The sequence below is a fragment of the Thiocystis violascens DSM 198 genome, from assembly GCF_000227745.2.
In the GTDB taxonomy this organism is placed as follows: domain Bacteria; phylum Pseudomonadota; class Gammaproteobacteria; order Chromatiales; family Chromatiaceae; genus Chromatium; species Chromatium violascens.
Genome location: NC_018012.1, coordinates 2240585 through 2259132, shown reverse-complemented (window position 1 = coordinate 2259132; position 18548 = coordinate 2240585). Strand labels below are relative to the sequence as shown.

Annotated in this window: 16 protein-coding genes and 1 pseudogene; 10 read left to right on the top strand and 7 right to left on the bottom strand. The window is 62.0% G+C overall.

The genetic code is table 11. The features are described 5' to 3' along the window. Positions 1 to 111 precede the first annotated feature (111 nt). Positions 112 to 651: a hypothetical protein gene (locus tag THIVI_RS10010; protein WP_014778484.1), complete on the top strand. Its 540-nt coding sequence runs from the start codon at positions 112 to 114 to the stop codon at positions 649 to 651. On the opposite strand, the gene THIVI_RS10005 is transcribed toward THIVI_RS10010, so the two are convergent. The 7 genes and pseudogenes from THIVI_RS10005 to typA all read right to left on the bottom strand — a co-directional run bounded on the left by THIVI_RS10005 (position 639) and on the right by typA (position 7155). Then, on the bottom strand, positions 639 to 1538 hold the full coding sequence (locus THIVI_RS10005; protein ID WP_174284509.1) for an AAA family ATPase: 900 nt from the start codon (positions 1536 to 1538) through the stop codon (positions 639 to 641). The two genes, THIVI_RS10010 and THIVI_RS10005, sit on opposite strands and share 13 nt — an antisense overlap. Next, a complete protein-coding gene (locus THIVI_RS25230; RefSeq protein WP_174284508.1) occupies positions 1496 to 1909 on the bottom strand; it encodes an AAA family ATPase in 414 nt (137 codons plus the stop codon). Before THIVI_RS25230 ends, THIVI_RS10005 begins: the two co-directional genes overlap by 43 nt. A 49-nt stretch (positions 1910 to 1958) precedes the next feature. Beyond that, complete coding sequence (locus tag THIVI_RS10000; RefSeq protein WP_014778483.1) at positions 1959 to 3221, bottom strand: DASH complex subunit SPC34; 1263 nt, start codon at positions 3219 to 3221, stop codon at positions 1959 to 1961. 214 nt (positions 3222 to 3435) lie between these two features. After that, positions 3436 to 3873: a D-aminoacyl-tRNA deacylase gene (gene dtd, locus THIVI_RS09995; protein ID WP_014778482.1), complete on the bottom strand. Its 438-nt coding sequence runs from the start codon at positions 3871 to 3873 to the stop codon at positions 3436 to 3438. A 31-nt stretch (positions 3874 to 3904) separates the two neighbouring features. Further along, a complete protein-coding gene (pip, locus tag THIVI_RS09990) occupies positions 3905 to 4867 on the bottom strand; it encodes a prolyl aminopeptidase (protein ID WP_041447491.1) in 963 nt (320 codons plus the stop codon). 42 nt (positions 4868 to 4909) lie between these two features. Continuing rightward, positions 4910 to 5206, bottom strand: a pseudogene (locus THIVI_RS25715) (nucleotidyltransferase family protein); the annotation flags it as partial. A 134-nt stretch (positions 5207 to 5340) separates the two neighbouring features. Next, the gene (gene typA / locus THIVI_RS09985; protein WP_014778480.1) at positions 5341 to 7155 is read right to left on the bottom strand and encodes a translational GTPase TypA; all 1815 of its coding nucleotides are present in this window, start codon (positions 7153 to 7155) and stop codon (positions 5341 to 5343) included. 771 nt (positions 7156 to 7926) lie between these two features. Between typA and THIVI_RS09980 the strand changes: the two genes are divergently transcribed. The 9 genes from THIVI_RS09980 (at position 7927) to THIVI_RS09940 (ending at position 18439) form a co-directional block, all read left to right on the top strand. Beyond that, positions 7927 to 8886, top strand: a complete 960-nt coding sequence (locus tag THIVI_RS09980; RefSeq protein ID WP_041446933.1) for an AAA family ATPase — start codon at positions 7927 to 7929, stop codon at positions 8884 to 8886. Between the two features lie 101 nt (positions 8887 to 8987). Continuing rightward, entirely contained in the window at positions 8988 to 10715 is a 1728-nt protein-coding gene (locus THIVI_RS23645) for a GIY-YIG nuclease family protein (RefSeq protein ID WP_014778478.1), read from the top strand. A gap of 141 nt (positions 10716 to 10856) precedes the next feature. Continuing rightward, positions 10857 to 11387, top strand: coding sequence for an REP-associated tyrosine transposase (locus THIVI_RS09970; protein WP_014778477.1), 531 nt, complete (start codon positions 10857 to 10859; stop codon positions 11385 to 11387). 52 nt (positions 11388 to 11439) lie between these two features. Then, positions 11440 to 12357, top strand: coding sequence for a DUF58 domain-containing protein (locus tag THIVI_RS09965; protein WP_014778476.1), 918 nt, complete (start codon positions 11440 to 11442; stop codon positions 12355 to 12357). A gap of 10 nt (positions 12358 to 12367) precedes the next feature. After that, positions 12368 to 12916: a DUF4381 domain-containing protein gene (locus THIVI_RS09960; protein WP_245537421.1), complete on the top strand. Its 549-nt coding sequence runs from the start codon at positions 12368 to 12370 to the stop codon at positions 12914 to 12916. Beyond that, positions 12909 to 13949 carry a VWA domain-containing protein gene (locus tag THIVI_RS09955; protein ID WP_014778474.1) on the top strand — a complete coding sequence of 347 codons (1041 nt, stop codon included), beginning with the start codon at positions 12909 to 12911 and terminating at the stop codon, positions 13947 to 13949. The genes THIVI_RS09960 and THIVI_RS09955 overlap by 8 nt, the downstream gene beginning before the upstream one ends. Continuing rightward, entirely contained in the window at positions 13942 to 15018 is a 1077-nt protein-coding gene (locus THIVI_RS09950) for a VWA domain-containing protein (RefSeq protein ID WP_014778473.1), read from the top strand. The genes THIVI_RS09955 and THIVI_RS09950 overlap by 8 nt, the downstream gene beginning before the upstream one ends. A gap of 89 nt (positions 15019 to 15107) precedes the next feature. Then, on the top strand, positions 15108 to 16790 hold the full coding sequence (locus THIVI_RS09945; RefSeq protein WP_014778472.1) for a tetratricopeptide repeat protein: 1683 nt from the start codon (positions 15108 to 15110) through the stop codon (positions 16788 to 16790). After that, positions 16784 to 18439, top strand: a complete 1656-nt coding sequence (locus tag THIVI_RS09940) for a DUF3824 domain-containing protein (RefSeq protein ID WP_014778471.1) — start codon at positions 16784 to 16786, stop codon at positions 18437 to 18439. The genes THIVI_RS09945 and THIVI_RS09940 overlap by 7 nt, the downstream gene beginning before the upstream one ends. Positions 18440 to 18548: the final 109 nt, after the last annotated feature.

The following is an 18548-nucleotide window of genomic DNA, read 5'->3' as shown; positions in this document are numbered from 1 at the left end:
GGTTTCCAGCATCGCACCGCGGACGGCGACCGGGCTAAACTGTAAACCCTGTTCGTGCTTGATACGCCAGCACACCTGCCGCGCCGAATGCGGTTTCAGCGGAGAAAGTCGATGTCTCGATCGCTCGTCATCGTCGGTTTATCCCTCCTTTGCGGGGGCTGCGGACTGATACCGCCCAGCCATCTGGGCGGTATCGCCACCACGGTCACGCCCGAGGATTACGGTCAGCGACTTTGCGGGCACCTGGATCTGGAGGACTATCCGTCCTGTCTGAGTCAGGTGTTCGACTATTTCGAGCAACCGCGCGCAGATACGCTGCCGACGGGCCACTCCACCTCAGGCCCCTTCGCGGTCATGATGGAGCGGGATGTCTATCTGGGTCACTACCAGTCGGATATTTCCCAGGCAAGTTTCCGCGTGTCCAACGGTCGCAATGGCTGCCGCGGCAGCTATAACGCCTTCGCGGGATCGCCGGATGCGATCTTCGATGTCTATTGCGACGATGGACGCAATGGCTGGGCCGACATCATTCGCGACACCGACGGGCGCAACGGCATCGGCAAGCTCGCGCTCGACGATGGCACCCAGGGCGAGATCGTCTTCGGGTATGTCCCGCTGGGGCAGGCGGATCCTTATCCCTATCGGCCCTGAGATGTCGGTTGGTCGGTCTGGTACATCTGCTTGAGCCATTCGCTGCACAGCTTGCGAAAGGATCTGCTGCGATCAAACGCCTGCTGTAAATCCATGCGTGCCGGATCGGGAGCCAGTTGATTCAGACGCAGCAGCTCGCCAGCGGAAAAAAGCTGCTCTCGCATGACCTGGCGCGAGGCATCGTCCAGGGGCGCGATCCGCGTCTCCCCCTTTTCGGAAACGACCGCGAGCAAAGCCTCTGGGCTCAGACCGCAATCATTCAAGAGATCCGGGCTGTGGCTCGTGACGATGACCTGTGTGTGCCGTGACGCCCTGCTCAATGCCTCGCGCAGTGCCGCGCTCGCGGCGGGGTGAAGCGCGGTTTCGGGCTCCTCGATACCGATCAGCGATGGCGCATAATCGCGGTTGCCCTGGAAGAGGGCCGTCAAGACGCCGAGTGCCCGTAGCGTGCCGTCCGACATGTTCTGAGCCAAAAAACGCCAAGGGTGTTTCGCCCCGGCCATTTCCTGCTTGAACTCCAGTGTCTCCATCGGCCCGATCTGCTTGCGTTCCACGCCATGTACCATGGGGACAACGGTTTGCAAGTATTCCTGAATCGTCGCCATCTGATCGCTGGCGACGCGCTCCAGATGTCCGATCACATTGGCGATGTTCTCGCCCCCAGGTTTGAGCAACCGGCCGTCCTGCGATTTCTGTAAGTCGCGCATCACCTTCGGATTGAGATTGTAAAAACCCATCGCCGTGAGTGCGTCGAAGACAGGGCGAAACGCCGTCAAGCCAGAGACGGCGACCAGTGCCAGGCGATCAGATGTCAGGGTCGGGAAGGTTGGTTCGCTGCTTGCCTTCAGTTGACCGCGCTCGATCTGATAGAAAGGCCCCTTTCCCATCCCGCCGATCGCGCATTCCTCGGTCTGAACCTCATATCCGCGCCCCGACAGCGCCCCGACAGCGCCCCGATGTTGAAGGCATAGTGACCGCGCTGCCCCTGACCTAACGAAAATTCCAACCGGATACCGAAATGCGTGGGGTGACCGCTGGAACGCCGCCGCACCTCGGAAAGACCGCCACGTTCGTTCAAGGCGTTGTCTAGCGAGCCGGCCAGCGCATCCCGCACCAGATGCAGCGCATCCAGGAAATTGCTCTTGCCCGAACCGTTTGCGCCAACCAAAAACGTCAGGGGTTGCAATCGCACATCGCAGTTCCCGATGCTCTTGTAATTTCGCAGCACCACGCGGGTCAGGAAAACGGAATCGCTCATGCGCTGGACATCCTTGGCTTCGTTGTTTTGGAGGCAGTCCAAACGCGGCTTAACGCCCCGCTGGCCCGCGTAACTGCTGGGTCAACTTCTGAAACTCGCGCTGCATCTCCAGATTCTCGAAGGGACGCAGCGTCGGGATCTGGCGATTCATCAAGCTTTCCAGCAACTGTTGACTGGATTTGACCAGACCGACCAACTCCCCGGAGACGCGGACCGTTTCGTAGGTGTTCCAGGCTGCGTCGATGTCCCGATCCAGTTCCTGCCGCGCCTTGCGCACCTGTCTGGCCTGCTCGTCGAGATACTGCCGATAGACGCCGGCGGCCTCGATGGTGAGTTGTTGCGCCTCCAGGTTGGAGGTTAGCAGCGCCTGCTTGTCGGGGGAGACATGCAGCAGGCGCCGGGTCTCGCCGGAAAGCGCCTGCGCCTGGGCGACGATGCCGTCGATCTGGGGCAGATATTGCTCGCCGATCGCCTCCTCGATCTGGATGTGCATGCGCTGGAGCGCCCGTAGCAGCACCACATAGAGACCGTAATAGCGCCGCGCGCTCTGGAGATCCTCGCCGCTCTCGGCCACGAGCCGTTCGAGCTGCTGCGTGATGGACTTGACGTTGTCGAACAGGATACCGAGATCGACCAGATTGTCGCCGACCACGGTGGAGAGCAGGAATTCGACCTGCTCGTCGCCGAGTTCGAGCCCCATGGCGCGAAGCTCTTGCGCGAACTCCCGCTTGACGCCGTCCGCCTCTCGACTCAAGCGTTCGATGTCGTCCTCGCGGATCTCGATCAGGCGGTCGTAATCCGCGACCGTCTTGCCGATCGTCGACTCGCTCGGCGCCGACACCCGTTTCTGGCGGTAGTCGGCAATGTCCGCGCGCGCTTTTTCGATCTCGGTCTGCACCGCCTGGATGCGGTCGCGATGGCGGAGCGCGGGCGACACCGAGAGGATGTCCACCGCCTGATCGAGCAGTTTGTCGATCTCGGCGCGATTGGACGCCTGATCGGCGCCGAACCAGGCCGATTCGGGCAGTTCCGACTGACGCTCCTCCAGGGTCAGCGCACCTTCCAGCTTCGGGATGGCCGCATCCCAGACACGCCCGAAATCCCGGTCGTCGGAGAGCAGACGGCGGGCATCCTCAAGCGCCTGCCCCGCGTACTCGCGGGACTGCTCCCACCATCCGGTCGCCGTCTCGCGGGTCAGGCTCCAGACATCGCCGGCTGGCGGGGCCGCCGCGTCTTCCGCCCACAGCGGACCGATGCCGCCAATCAGCAGGGAAGCGATGAAGATCGGAACAAGGAAGGAATGTAGGCGCATGAGAGACCGCTTCAGGATGAACGTTTAAACCGCGCCCAGAGCGAGAAACGTCGTTTCGTGGCTCTTCAACTTGCTTTGCGTCACCATGGACGGTCGGCGGTGCGCGGTTTAAATATTTAAAAATGAATGAGTTAAACCGCGTCGACTCGGATTCTACAGGTGAGTGCAAACACGGCAGGCGACTCAAAACGAGGCAGACCGTCATGGACGCGGTTCAAGCCTCCAGCCAGAACGTCACCGGCCCCTCGTTGACCAGCGCCACCCGCATGTCCGCGCCGAACCGCCCGGTCGCGACGCGCGGATGGGCGATCCGCGCCTGTCCGACCAGGTACGCGAAGAGTCGTTCCCCGTCGGCGGGCGGAGCGGCCGAGGTAAAACTCGCGCGCGTCCCCTTGCGCGTGTCGGCGGCGAGGGTAAATTGCGGCACCAGCAGCAGCCCGCCGCCAATGTCACGCAGACTTAGATTCATGCGGTCATCGGCATCGGGAAAGACGCGATAGCCCAACAGACGCTCCAGCAGTCGGTCGGCACGCGCCTCGGTATCGCCCGGCTGCACGCCAACAAGCACCAGCAGACCGCGCTCGATGGCGCCGATCGACTCGCCCGCCACCTCGACTTGCGCCTGACTCACCCGTTGCAGAAGACCGATCACCGTCCGCTCTCCGTGCCTTTGCGATACCGCCTCATCCGAGTTCGTGCGCGAAACGGTCGGTCGCCGCCACCAATGCCTGACGGATGCCCGGCTCGAAGGCCGAATGCCCCGCGTCCGCGATCACCTGAAAATCGGCCGTCGGCCAGGCCTGGTGAAGATCCCAGGCCGAGCGCATGGGACAAATGGCATCGTAGCGGCCCTGCACGATGACGCCGGGAATCGGCGCCAGGCGGTGGGCGTTGCGCAGCAACTGATCGGGTTCGAGAAAGGCACGATGGACGAAGTAGTGGCACTCGATCCGCGCCAGACTGAGCGCGACATGCGGATCGGCGAAATGCGCCTGAATGCCGGGGTTGCCCAACAGGGTCGCGGTGCGCCCCTCCCAGACCGACCACGCCTTGGCCGCCGCCATCCGCGCCACCTCGTCCGCGCCGGCGAGCCGCCGGTGATAGGCCGCCAGCAGATCGCCCCGTTCGTCCGCCGGAATGGGCGCCAGATACTCTTCCCAATAATCGGGAAAGATCCAGTTCGCGCCCTCCTGATAAAACCAGCGAATCTCCGCGTCCCGGCAGAGAAAGATCCCCCGCGCCACCAGCGCGGCGACTCGCTCGGGATGAGTTTCGGCATAGGCCAGGGCCAGGGTCGACCCCCAGGAGCCGCCGAAGACCAGCCAGCGCTCGATGCCGAGCTGCTCGCGGATGCGTTCGAGATCGGCGACCAGATCCCAGGTGGTATTGGCCGTCAGCGAGGCATGGGGCGTGGAGCGGCCGCAACCGCGCTGATCGAACAGCACCGCTCGATAGCGCTCGGGATCGAAGAAACCACGATGCGCCGCCTCGCACCCGGCGCCGGGACCGCCGTGCAGGAAAATCGCCGGGATACCGTCGGGACGCCCGCATTCCTCGACATAAAGACGGTGACCGTTGTCCACGACCAGTTCATGGGTCGCGAAGGGTTCGGTGATCGGATAAAGGTCTTGTCTGTTGGTGTCCATTCGGTTGTCAGTCGTCAGATGCGCGATGGCGAAAAAAGGTTGGCCCTCGTCCAGGATTTTGTCTTTGAGGCGCTCATTGGACAAACGATCCCAATGCAGCAGGTCGATCTTGAACACGATGGGCAAGTCATCGATGTCATTCCACAAACGGCTAAACTGCCGATCGCTCATCCTGGGCGCGAAAACCGCCAGATCGATGTCCGAGCCGTCCTTGAACGTGCCCTTGGCGCGCGAGCCGAAGAGGAGCACCCGCTCAACCGTCGTATAACGGGCAAAGACCCGCGCGAAGGCATCGCGAATGTCAGGCGACAGCCCGAAGATCAGGGCGCGTTCCGCCATGGACCGGCCTCCCGCGCCAGTTCCTGAAAGCATTGCAGCGCCTGCTCGCGGATGAAGGCGTGGACTGCGTCGGCCAGTTTTTCATCGTGCCGATGCGTTCGTTCAGGCGTTCGATGTCCATGGCTGCCCCGGTCTCACCCGCCGCGACTCGCCCGCTTGCGCTCGTTCTCGGTGAGATGACGCTTGCGGACCCGAATGAACTTGGGCGTGATCTCGACCAGTTCGTCGTCCTCGATGAATTCCAGCGCCTGCTCCAGGGTGAACTTGACCGGCGGTGTCAGCAGGATGTTTTCGTCCGAGCCGGCGGCGCGGATGTTGGTCAACTGCTTGGCCTTGAGCGGATTGACGGTCAGGTCGTTGTCGCGCGAATGGATGCCGACCACCTGGCCCTCGTACACCTCGTCGCCGGGCGAGACCATCATGCGGCCGCGCTCCTGAAGCGCGAAAAGCGCGTAACCCAGCGCCTTGCCGGTGCCGTTGGAGATGAGCGCGCCGTTGCGCCGGGGGGCGATGCCGCCCATGTTGGCCGGACGATAACGGTCGAAGACATGATACTTGAGCCCGGTGCCCGAGGTCAGCGACATGAACTCGGTCTGGAAGCCGATCAGACCGCGCGAGGGGATCTCGTAATCGAGCCGCACCCGGCCCCGGCCGTCCGGAACCATGTCCTTGAGTTCGCCGCGCCGCTCGCCGAGCGCCTGCATGATGGCGCCCTGCGAGGTCTCGTCCAGATCGACCGTGAGTTGCTCGTAGGGCTCGCAGATCTTGCCGTCGATCTCGCGGAAGATGACCTCGGGACGCGAGACGGCCATTTCGTAGCCCTCGCGGCGCATGTTCTCCAGCAGGATCGACAGATGCAACTCGCCGCGCCCGGAGACGCGGAATTTCTCGGGATCGTTGCCTTCCTCGACCCGCAGCGCGACGTTATGGATGAGTTCGCGCTCCAGCCGATCCTTGAGCTGACGCGAGGTCAGATATTTGCCGTCGCGACCGCAGAAGGGCGAGGTGTTGACCTGGAAGGTCATGGTCACGGTCGGCTCGTCGACGGTGAGCGGCGGCAGTGCGTAGGCATGGTCCGGGTGACAGAGCGTGTCGGAGACATTCGGCGCCTCGATGCCGGTCAGGGCGACGATGTCGCCCGCCGAGGCCGATGGCACCTCGTAGCGCTCCAGTCCCAGATAGCCGTAGACCAGGCCGATCTTGGCTTTGTAGCGCGTGCCGTCGTTCTTGACGACCACGATCTGCTGATTGGGCCGCACGCTGCCGTGACGAATCCGTCCGACCGCGATCGCGCCGACGAAGGAGCTGTAATTCAGCGTCGAGACCTGCATCTGGAACGGCGAATCCGGGTCGACCTCGGGCGCCGGGCAGTGCTTGACGATGGCCTCGAACAGCGGCGTCATGTCGCCCCCGCTGACGGTGTCCTCAAGCCCGGCGTAGCCGTTGATGGCCGAGGCGTAGACGATCGGGAAGTCCAACTGCTCGTCGGTCGCGCCGAGCCGGTCGAACAGCTCGAACACCTGATCGATGACCCAGTCGGGACGCGCGCCAGGACGGTCGATCTTGTTGATGACCACGATCGGGCGCAACCCATGCTCGAACGCCTTGCTGGTCACGAAGCGCGTCTGCGGCATCGGGCCTTCCTGCGCGTCGACCAGCAGCAGCACAGAGTCGACCATCGACAGCACGCGCTCGACCTCGCCGCCGAAATCGGCATGGCCGGGGGTGTCGACGATGTTGATGCGGTAATCGTTCCAGCGGATCGCGGTATTTTTGGAGAGGATAGTGATCCCGCGCTCCTTCTCCAGCGCGTTGGAGTCCATGACCCGTTCGACCGGACCGAAGCGGTCGCCGAGGGTGCCGGATTGCTGCAAGAGCTTGTCCACCAGCGTGGTCTTTCCATGATCGACATGGGCGATGATAGCGATATTGCGAAGTGTCTCGATCACGAGGGGTCAAGCTCCAGGGGGATAGCGAAATGAGGATTCAAGGGTGTGGGTCGGCGATCAGGATCGCGTGCCGCGGTCGGAGCCGGGCGAAACGAATGCGGCCGGTGCGTTAAGTATATACCGAGAGAGGGGTGAATTTTTCTTCGCTCGGTCAGCCGCGCCCTGGGGAGCCCATCGACTTGTTATCGCGGTCGTCGTTCGAACTCGAAAAGTTAGCCGCCAATATTGCGTCTCCGGATCGTCATATCGTCGCAACATCTTTTCCCAATGGAAGTTTTCCGATTCGCCAACAATTTCTGTGGATAAGTTTGTGCATAAGGTCTGTTCAAAGCATCGGAGCGCGCGCGGTTGTTGGGGTTCGATTAGATTGGGCGGATTTTGATCGATCAAAATAATCGAAATATAAACAAAGGCTTAAAATAAAGTGGCGATTCCGTTACGCGCGTTGACGGCGCGCTCATACGCGTCCTGTTTAAGCCATTGACCCATGTGAACAAATTCGGTTGCCGTCGTTCGGCGCCGTCCACGGCGCCAGCGCGGGTTCTCGCCTCCGGTCCATCGTCGGCCCCTGAAAGCCATCGCTCAAGAGTTGCATTGATATTTGAATATGCTGATAAATCAATGCGCTTTGCGACCCGCCCCAGACTTGCGCTCACCCCGGAAAAGAGACAGCATAGTTCGCCAACACGGGAGACGATCCGCGACATGCTCGCACCGCCCGCCCGACCAGAATCGACAACCGCCCACGGAACGCACGGAAACCATCCCAGCATGACAACCCCCTCCGAACTGCAACCCGTCCGCGATCACATCGCCTCGCGCATCATCGGTCAACAACCCTTCATCGACAGCATGCTGGTGTGTCTGTTGAGCGACGGACATTTGTTGGTAGAGGGCATGCCGGGGCTGGCCAAGACCACCGCCGTCAAGGCGCTGGCCGAGTCGCTCGAAGGCGACTTCCATCGCATCCAGTTCACCCCCGACCTGCTGCCCTCCGACCTGATCGGCACCGACATCTACCGTCACGAAAAGGGCGAGTTCGAGTTTCGGCAGGGTCCGCTGTTTCACAATCTGCTGCTCGCCGACGAGGTCAACCGCGCCCCGGCCAAGGTCCAGTCGGCTCTGCTGGAGGCGATGGCCGAGCATCAGATCACGGTCGGCCAGCGCACCTATCCGCTGCCTAAGCTGTTCATGGTGCTGGCGACCCAGAACCCGGTCGAGCAGGAAGGCACCTATCACCTGCCCGAGGCCCAGCTCGACCGCTTTCTGATGCAGGCCGTGGTGACCTATCCGACCCGCGACGAGGAGATCAAAATCCTCGAACTCGACAGCCAGCAGCAGACACAGAGTCACGCACCGCCCATCAAGCCGCTGACCCAGGAAGAACTCTTCGCGATGCGCCGTGACGTGGCCGGACTCTATCTGGATCCCAAGCTGCACAGCTACATCGTCGATCTGGTCCAGGCGACCCGCCAGCCGAAACGCTATGACCGGGATCTCGGCCGCTGGTGCCGCTTCGGCGCCTCGCCCCGCGCCAGTATCGCGCTGGCTCGCTGCGCCCGCGCCCGCGCCTGGCTCGACGGCGACACCTTCGTCACGCCCCAGCATATCCAATCCGTCGCGCCCGAGATCCTGCGTCACCGGATTTTGCTCACCTTCGAGGCCGAGGCCGAGGGCGTGACCACGGATGCCTTTGTGAATCGGTTGCTGACGTTGGTGGCGATTCCTTAAATGGCGAGAGTTAGACGGATTCTGTCTATTACGTCAAATGTGGAATCTGTCTAGCGCCATAATGACGGATTCTGTCTAACTTACTCTTGGACTTCATAGAAATGCCATGTAAAAAGTCACAGGCTGACGTCGTGCAAAATTTTCAAGCTGTGCATGGCGACCGTTATGACTACTCAAAAGTCCACTACAAGAATAGCGGAACCAAAGTTGAAGTTGTTTGCAGGGTTCATGGCTCATTTTTCATCTTACCCGGCCACCATATAAACGGTGTTGGCTGCGGAAAGTGCTACTTCGAATCTCAAAAGTTAACGAAGTCGGAGTTTGTTGCCCGATCTAGAAAACATTTCGGAGAAAGATACGATTACAGTCTTTTTGATGAGCTGCCTCCTTTCGGTGAAAAAGTTGAAATCCAATGTGTTGCTCATGACGTAGTCTTCTTACAAGAGCCGCGCAACCACCAACGAGGCCACGTAGGGTGTCCCCAATGCAAATCTCTCAAGCATGCTTTGCGTCTTGTACAACTGGAGGCAGAGTTCGATGAATCTCATCTCTTTGAGAAATTCTGCAAGCGAGCGAGAGATGTCCACGGCGTTAAGTATGATTATGATGATTTTAGATACGTAAACGCTGCTACAAAGGGAAAAATTACGTGTCCCCAACATGGACTATTTCTTCAGAGTCCCAGCAATCATCTCAGGGGTAGCGGTTGTCCTCAGTGTGCAAGGGAACTACTAGCCGCCGGTAGCTTCAAGCAGCAATGTGAGGAATTGGGGATTGATTATTGGCGTGCTCTCAAGCGGCGCCAAGCCGGGATGACTGAGGAGCGGATTCTCAGTAAGGGCTACGTAAAATCCTCCCGCGAGGTCGGAGGTTTAACGGTACATGGAGTGTCGTATCCGAACATGGAAGAAGCCGTTCGGGTACTTAATCCTCCGGCAAGCTCGGCGACAATAAAGCGATGGATCGAATCTGGTATGCCGGCAGAGGATGCCTTTTCCCGCGTCCCGAATCCAGGCTATGGCGAAGGGATTGTCTATCTAGTGACGCATCTAATTAGCGAAAAGAAATATGTAGGAATTACAGTCCAGTCGCTTGAGAGGCGGTGGGAATATCACGTCGAGCAGGCAAAAGCCGGCCATATTAAGAACAAAAAATCACTTCATGCAGCGATCAGGGAGTTCGGTGCTTCCGCATTTACCGTCGACGAGATCGATGTTGGAAACAGTAAGGGAAGCCTAGAGGCAAAGGAAAGGCGATGGATTGAGTGGCTTGGCACACTAGCGCCAGATGGTTTTAACATTTCAACCGGCGGTACAAGCGGAGGGTCGAATTCTCGTAAAGTAGATGTTGATGGCATCAGGTTTCCAAGCGTCAAGGCCGCAACAGCGTATATTGCTGAAACACGCGATATCAGCATGCATGCAGCGGCAGTGCGTCTTCGCAAGGGAAGGATTGATGTTAAGAAGCCTGCTCGACCCGGCGAAAGTTTGGTAAAGACACCTGCATACAAAGCCTGGAGCCGGTTTGTGCATGGCGTGATTAATCCTAATTCGAGAGAGTACATTGCAGGTGTTGAGGTGTGCGAAGCGTGGCGGGATTTCGAAAGATTTCTTGCTGATGTCGGGCAACCCCCAAAGCCTGGAATGGCTTTTGCGCGAAAAGACAAGACAAAGGGTTTTGTTCTCGGGAATTGTTCATGGATGTCAAAAAGTGAAGCGAGCAAGATCAACGCAGCGCATATGAAGAAGCATGGCTTGTTGGTAGGAAGGGCAGCCCGCGTAGGATGCGGTGAGGAACGAACCGCATCGCTCGAGACGCCGAATCATTGATGAGGCAGGGTCATCGAGCAGCTTTACGAATCAATACTTTACAGTGCTGACTTAACACTCGCCGAGTCGCGTAAAGCATTGACAAATAAGCCATATAAGCGTTTTTGATGCGATCGCCCTGATTGATGAGACATCTCTGCAATGACGGAATACCGACGAGCGAAGATCCCCGGCGCCACCTTTTTCTTCACCGTCAATTTGGCCCAGCGCCGCGGAAATCGCTTGCTGGTGGACAAGATTGACCTTCTGCGCCGGGCATTTCGCGAGGTCAAGGATCGACATCCCTTTGTGATCAACGCCATCGTCGTGCTGCCCGAACACCTGCACACTGTATGGACGCTGCCGGAAGGCGATTCCGACTACAAGACGCGGTGGTCACTGATCAAGGCGGGTTTCTCTCGTCGAATTCCCGCTGGCGAGCGACGATCAGACAGCCGCGTGAAGCGGGGCGAGCGGGGAATCTGGCAACGACGCTATTGGGAGCATGTGATTTGCGATGATGGCGACTTGGAGCGGCACGTTAACTACATTCATTGGAATCCCGTCAAGCATGGCTGGGTGCAGCGCGTCGCCGATTGGCCTTATTCCAGCTTCCATCTTTACGTTCAGCGTGGTGTGTATTGCTTGGATTGGGCATGCGATTCCGAGTTTACAATTAAAGGTGGGGAGTGACGCGAGCGATGCGGTTCGTTCCTCACCGCATCCTACCGGGCTTTGATTAAGCATGAGCCTCTACCCTCGACTCGATGATCTGCTGGAGCTGCGCCATCAGGCCCACACCCTGGGTCTGCCCTCGCATCATCTGGTGAACTCGACCTTTGCCGGGCTCTATGCCTCGGTCTTCCGTGGCGCCGGGGTCAATTTCGAGGAGGTGCGCGAGTACCGCGAGGGCGACGATATTCGCTATATGGACTGGAAGGTGACGGCCCGCACCAACCGACCGCATCTAAAAATCTTCCGCGAGGAACGCGAGCGTTCGGTGGTGCTCTGTGTCGACAAGGGGCCGCACATGAGTTTCGGCACGCGCGGCACCTTCAAGTCGGTGCAGACGGCGCGGGCGGCGGCGCTGATCGGCTGGGCCGCCAGTCGTCTGAACGATCGCGTCGGCGGCTTGGTGTTCGGCGATCCGCGGACCGGACTCCAGCATTTCCGGCCCTCGCGCGGACGGCGGGCGCTCTGGCAGTTGCTGCGCACGCTGACCGAACCGGGCGCCGACCTGGACCCGTCCATCGACTGTCTGGGCGGTGCCTTGCGGCGGGCCTGCTCGGGTCTGCCGACCGGATCGCTGGTGTTCGTGATCGCCGATCTGAACCGCGATGCGCTGGGGCTGGAGCAGGTGCTCGGCGATCTCAGCCAGCGCAACACGGTTGCGCTGATCCCGGTGGACGATCCGGCGGACTGGGAGATCCCCGCAATGGGCGTGACCACTTTTACCGGCACCGATGGCACGCTGATCGAGATCGATACCGACGATTCCCGTGCCCAACGGCTCTATCGACAACGCTGGGAGGAACGCCGCGACCGGCTTCAGGCCATGGCCCATCGTCTGCATATCGTGCTGCTGCCGGTGCGCACGGATACGGAAATCCACCTCACCCTGATCCGCGATCTCGAACAGCGCGCGCGCTCGCGGGCGGTCTGATATGGAACCGATGACACCCATGCAACAGCTTCGGGATATCCACGATATCCAATCGGTTCCCTGGTGGCCGCTCGCGCCCGGCTGGTGGCTGCTGGCACTCGCCATCCTGCTGCTCGCCTTCGCCCTCTGGCGCTGGCGCGCCTTCCTCAGTTTGCGGATTCCGATCCCAGGACTCACGCTCGGAAGCTGGCGCTGGGACGCCGCGGGCGCGCTGCGCGATCTGCGACGGCGCGCGCGTGCCGGGCAGGCGTCCAAGACGACCGCCGGCGAGCTGTCCGAATTGCTGCGCCGCATCGCCATGGCGCGGCTCGGACGCCCCGCCTGCGCCGGTTTGACCGGAAACGACTGGCTCGACTGGCTGGAGACGCACGATCCCCAGGGCTTTCGGTGGCACGAGCGCGGGCGGATTTTGCTGGACGCGCCCTATGCGCCAGCCGGCCAGATCGGCGACGCGCGGTTGCTGGACTTGATCGAGGCGGCCGAGGGCTGGGTGACGACCCGCGAGCCCACGGCCATTCCCGTCCGTTGGTTCCGTGCGAGGACGTCATCCGGTGTTTGAATTCCACTGGCCCTGGGCCGCGCTCCTGCTTCCGCTGCCGCTGTTTCTGCCGTTTCTGTGGCCCGAGCCGGGGGGACAGAGCGAGGAGACTCTGCAAGGTCAGCGTCAGACCCTGCTGCACCCGCATCTGGACGATCTGAAGGCCGCCTTCAGTCTGCGCAAGCCACGCCTGCAACTCGGCGGCTGGCTCTATTGGGCGCTGCTGTTTCTACTCTGGATCGGTCTGATCCTCGCCCTGATGCGCCCGCAGTGGCTGACGCCCTACACCGAGATCAGCACGCCGGGCTACGATCTCATGATTGCCGTGGACGCCTCGCATTCCATGGAGGCGCTCGATTTCACCGTCGAGGGCCGCCAGGTCAACCGCATGTCGGTGGTCAAGGGGGTCATGGGCCGCTTCATCGACACCCGCGCGGGCGATCGCGTCGGACTCGTCCTGTTCGGCAGTCAGGCGTTCGTCCTCGCGCCCCTGAGTCTCGATCGACATGCCGTGCGTCTGCTGCTCGACGGCGTGATCCCCGGCATCGCTGGTCCGGCCACCGCGCTGGGCGACGCCATCGCGCTTGGCGTCAAAAAACTGCGCGACCGCCCCGAGGGCTCCCGAGTGATGATCGTCATCGCCGACGGTGACAGCAATGCCGGCGGTTTCGCCCCGAAGGAAGCGGCCCAACTCGCCCGTCTCGCGGGGGTGCGAATCTATGTCATCGGGGTCGGCAGCCAGCAGACCAGCATCCCCATCCTGGAGAATGGCGTGGTGCGGTTTCGCGACGACCTCACCATGGACGAGACCACGCTCCAGCAGATCGCCGATCTGACCGGCGGCGGCTATTTCCGCGCCACCAACACCCGCGCGCTGGAAGAGATTTCCGAGCGCGTCGGTCAGTTGGAAAAGACCGAGGCCGAGTCACGCACCGCCTATCTGCCCCGGCCGCTCTATCGCTGGCCGCTGGGGGTGGCCCTGCTGGCTCTGCTGTGGCTGGGACTCTTCCCGGAAGGACGCAAACGCTTCGTGCGCAGGCTCGCCAGTGACTAATCCCATCGTCGATCAAGTCTTCCACTTCGAGCAGCCATTTTGGTTTCTGGGTCTGCTCGTCATCCTCCCGGTGGCGTTCTGGCTGATGCGCAGCGCCGCCCGCGCCGCGCGCGGTCCCATCCACCGGTACGCGGATCCGCATCTGCTCCCGCACCTCAGCGGGACGCGCGATCTTAGGACCACCGAGCGCTGGGGGCGTTTTCTGCGCTGGTCTCTGCTCTGGACGCTGCTGCTCACGGCGATGGCCGGCCCGCGCTGGGATTCGACCGATGTGCGACTCTTCCATCCTGGCAACAATCTGCTGGTTCTGCTGGATATTTCGCGCTCCATGCTGGCCCAGGACGTAAGCCCGAGCCGACTCGGACGCGCCCGCCAGGAGTTGCAGGATCTGATCGCCAGGGATCAACAGGTGCGACTGGGTCTGATCGTCTTCGCCTCGACGCCGCATGTGCTCTCGCCCATCACCGAGGACATCGGCAGCCTGCTCAATACCCTGCCCGCGCTGTCGGCGGATCTCGCCAGCCCTAATCTGCAAGGCAGCAGCCTGACGCGCGCGCTGGACCGTGCCGAAAGCCTGCTCGCCGGTCTGCCCGAGGACAGCGCGCGGGCCATTCTGCTGATCTCGGATGGCGATTTCGATGAGCCCGGCCTGACGGAGCGGGTCGCGCGACTGGCCGAGAAGGGCGTCCGACTGCATGCGCTTGGGATGGGGACAACGGACGGCGCGAGCGTCCCGGCGCCGCAGGGCGGGTTCATCCTCGATCCCGCCGATCCGGACCGTCAGCCGGTGCGCTCGCGTCTGAACGAAGCGCAGCTTGAAGCCCTGGCCCAGTTCGGCGGCGGACTCTATCGTCGCGCCGATTATCGCGACGCGGACACCGACGCCATTCTGAAGGCCGCCGCCGTCAGCCGTCTGCCCCCGGAGGCCAGCGACACGCGCACCCGGATCTGGAACGAGCGGTATTGGCTGCCGGTGCTTCTGGTGGCCGGGCTGCTGCTGCCTCGGTTCCGTCGGCTGCCGCGTCGGCAAGGCGCGCGCCGCCAGACTCGCGGAGATTTATCTTCATGAGCAAATACCAGAACGCAGGATGGGCAAAGCGTGCCCTTCAACTTCGCTCAGGGCAAGCTTTGCCCATCCTAACCACGCCGAGGAAAAAGATGGGCACGCTGCGCTTTGCCCATCCTACGCTGGCCATTTTTTGCGGCTTGATCCTGCTTCCTGCCGCTCCGGTGAGCGCCGATTGGTTCAAAAACAAGGAGCAGGCGGCCTATGAGACCTATCGCGCCGGCGACTATGAAACCGCCGCCAAGTCCTTCGATGATCCGTACCGTCAGGGCGTCGCGCTCTATCGGGCCGGGCAGTATCAGGAAGCCACGCAAGCCTTCGGCGAGGCCGCGAGCGGCAGTCAGGCCGAGTCCGCCCGCTACAATCAGGGGAACGCCCGCTTTCAGCTTGGCGATTACACCGGCGCGGCTCAAGCCTATGAAGAAGTCCTGAGCGCCGATCCCACGCATGAGGATGCGGCCCAGAATCTGGCGCTCACTCGCGCCCGGCTGGCACGACTGGAGCAGGAACAATTCCGCGATCAGTCTGAACAGAAAAAGGACACGGAAAAGGAAAAGGAAAAAAGCAAAGACAAGCAGGAGCCATCCAGCAAACAGAAGCCGTCGGACCAGCAACAAAAGTCCAGCGAGCAACAGTCGGAACAGCAGAAATCCAGCGAGCAGAAAGACTCGGATCAACAGCAACAGTCCAGCGAACAGCAGCAATCCGGCCAGCAACAGGAGAGCGAACAACAGGAGTCCGGCGAAGGCGACTCAGAGGAATCATCCTCCGAAGGGTCCGAATCCAAGGATCAGGCCGGTGGCAAGGATTCGTCACAGACCGGCAAGGGCGAGGATTCGAGCGAGCAGGACGAACAGACTGGTAAGAGCCAGTCGGATCAGACCTCTGAAGGCTCGGGCACCGAGCAGGACAGCGCCCAGGGTGCCAAGCAAGGCAAGGACGAGAACGCTGGTCAGGGTTCGCAAGATCGCAAGGAATCCGGTTCGGGCGGCAGAGCCGGCGAACAAACCGATTCGGGTAAAGGCGATGACGAGCCGTCGTCCGAGGATCAACAGGGGACGCGAACATCGCGCGACCGGAAACCATCCGAGGAGAGCGGATCGTCGCAGGAAACGCGCGATCAGGGTGAAAAGGGCGAGAAATCGCGCCCGGAGACCGAAGGCGGCAAATCCCGCGAGACGTCTTCCGAGCAGCCCGATCAGTCGACATCCGGCGATCAGGGCGAAGACTCCGGCGAGCGGGAGTCGAAAGAACAAGACGCGGATACCTTGGCCGGCGGCGGGGAGCAACCGCGCGACCAACCGACCGGCGGCGATCAGGACAATGCCGACAAGGGTGCTGGTGATCGTCAGGATCGCGACCGCTCGGACGCGGGCACCGGCGGAGACCGACAGGAGAGCGACGCCGGCGATGCCGACCGAGATCGGCAGACCGACACCCCGCCCGAGCGCAGCGGTCGCGCGAACGGGCGCGGCCGGGCGGAGGTTCCGCCTCCCGACGCGGCGCTAAAGAACCGTCAGGCCGAGGCGGTCGAAGACTTCGACCAACTCGGTCGTCAACCCGGCGCGGACCGTGAGTCCGAGACCAAGGAAGGTCAGATACCCGCGCTGGACGGTCCGACCGCGATGGGCGGGGCGGGCATGGCCGTGATGGAACAGCGGCTGCAACAGGTCGAGGGCGATCCGACCCTGCTCATCCGCAATCAATTTCGGCTCGAAGAGATGCGCCAGATGCAGGGTTTGACCGGCCCCTGGCGGGAGAATCGACCATGGTGATCTGGAAAACCGCCCGCTTGGCGACCGCCCTACTCTGGCTCTGCATCGGTGGCGTCGAGGCTCAGCCCTATTATGGTCAGCCCCAAGCTCAATACGGCCAGACTCCGCCGCAGGCGACCCAATGGGGATTCCGGCCCATTCCCCCCACGAATGCCCAAGGCGTTCCGCCGAGTGACCAGTTCGCGCCCAATCCAGGCCAGAGGCCCTACCCGATGCCCGGCTACCAACCCTCTTGGCCGCCAGGCTATCCGCAGGGTTACATGCCGCCCGCGCAAACCGCGCCGCCGCGACTCGAATGGTCACTCGACGAGAACCAGCCCTATCTGCAACAGCCCGTCATTCTGCGGCTGGATCTGATCAGCCGCGGCAACCTCAGCACGGCAAACCTGGAGTTGCCCGGCAGCAACGATGTTCTGATCAAGCAAGTGGGCGAACCCACCACCAGTTCCCGCACCACCGGCGGTCAGAGAGAGATCGTCAACGCCTTCGTGCTTAGCGTCATCCCATTGCGCTCGGGAAACCTGGATTTGCCGCCGCTCAAAATCACCGGTACCCAAGCCGGCGGCGGCATGGCGCAGCGCTTCGAGTCCGTCACCGCGCGGCCGATCGGTCTGCGCGTGCGTCCTCCACTGAGTTCGGTGCAACCCTGGCTGCCGTTGAGATCTTTGACCCTGAAATCCAGCATCGACCGCGAAGGGACGCTGGAGCCGGGCCAGCCCGTCACCCTGATGCTGGAAATCGCCGCGGTCGGCGCGACCGAGGCCCAGTTGCCAAGCCTCGAAAGTCAATTGACCGGACCGGGTTTTCGCCTCTATCGCGAGCAGACGCTGACGGAGAGCGGCCTGTCGCCGGAAGGGCGCGACTTGTTCGCCCGGCGCACCGAGTATTACACCCTGGTGCCCCAAACCGGCGGCCGGCTCAACCTGCCCGAGATGAGCATCGCCTGGTGGAATGTCGATCGGGATGTGCGCGAAGTCGCCCGCCTGCCCATCAAGACACTGAACGTGCGCGGCGGCGGACCGCTGGGGCTCTCGGCATCCGCGCTGTCCGGGCCGGGACTGGGCGTCTTCTGGCTACCGCTCGCCGGTCTGCTGCTCCTGCTCGGCGGGTATTGGGGCGGGGTCTATTATCGCGAACGTGTCCGGCAACCCGGACTCGCGTTGAAGATCGCCCTGAGCCGCCGACTGCGCACCGCCCTGTCGAGCGCCTGGAGACAATTGCGACGCGCGCTGACCCGACTGAGTCCCCAACCCATCCTGGCCAGGGCGCGTGCGAGCTGGTCGCGCAGGCTTCCGCCGAGCCGTCATTTCCGTGCCTGTCTGCATCGCGCGAATCGGGCCACGACCCCTGGCGAATGGCGCGAACGCTTCGAGCGGGAGGCGCGGGCGCGACTCTGTGTCCAGGGCGATCTCACGCCATCCGCGTTGGCTCAAGGCATCCTCGCGCTACGCCCCGGCGCGGATCGCGAGACCCTCGCGCGTCTGATCGCGGAGTTGGACGCCGCGCTCTATGGCCGACGGACGCTCGACTTCCCCCGCTGGAAGCGCGAGCTCATGCGTCAGGCTGGACGGGGGGTTGGATTCCGCAACCGAACGAACAACCGCGGCAAGGTCCGCTGGGCGGCCCTGCCAGCGTTGAATCCTGGCTGATCTCCGGGCAAGTTTTGGAATAATTCATACCCAGTCACACGATGATGTTGGGTCGGCAATCCCGCGGCAATTCTTATTTTGACGTAGGAGCCCGCTTGCGGGCGACTTG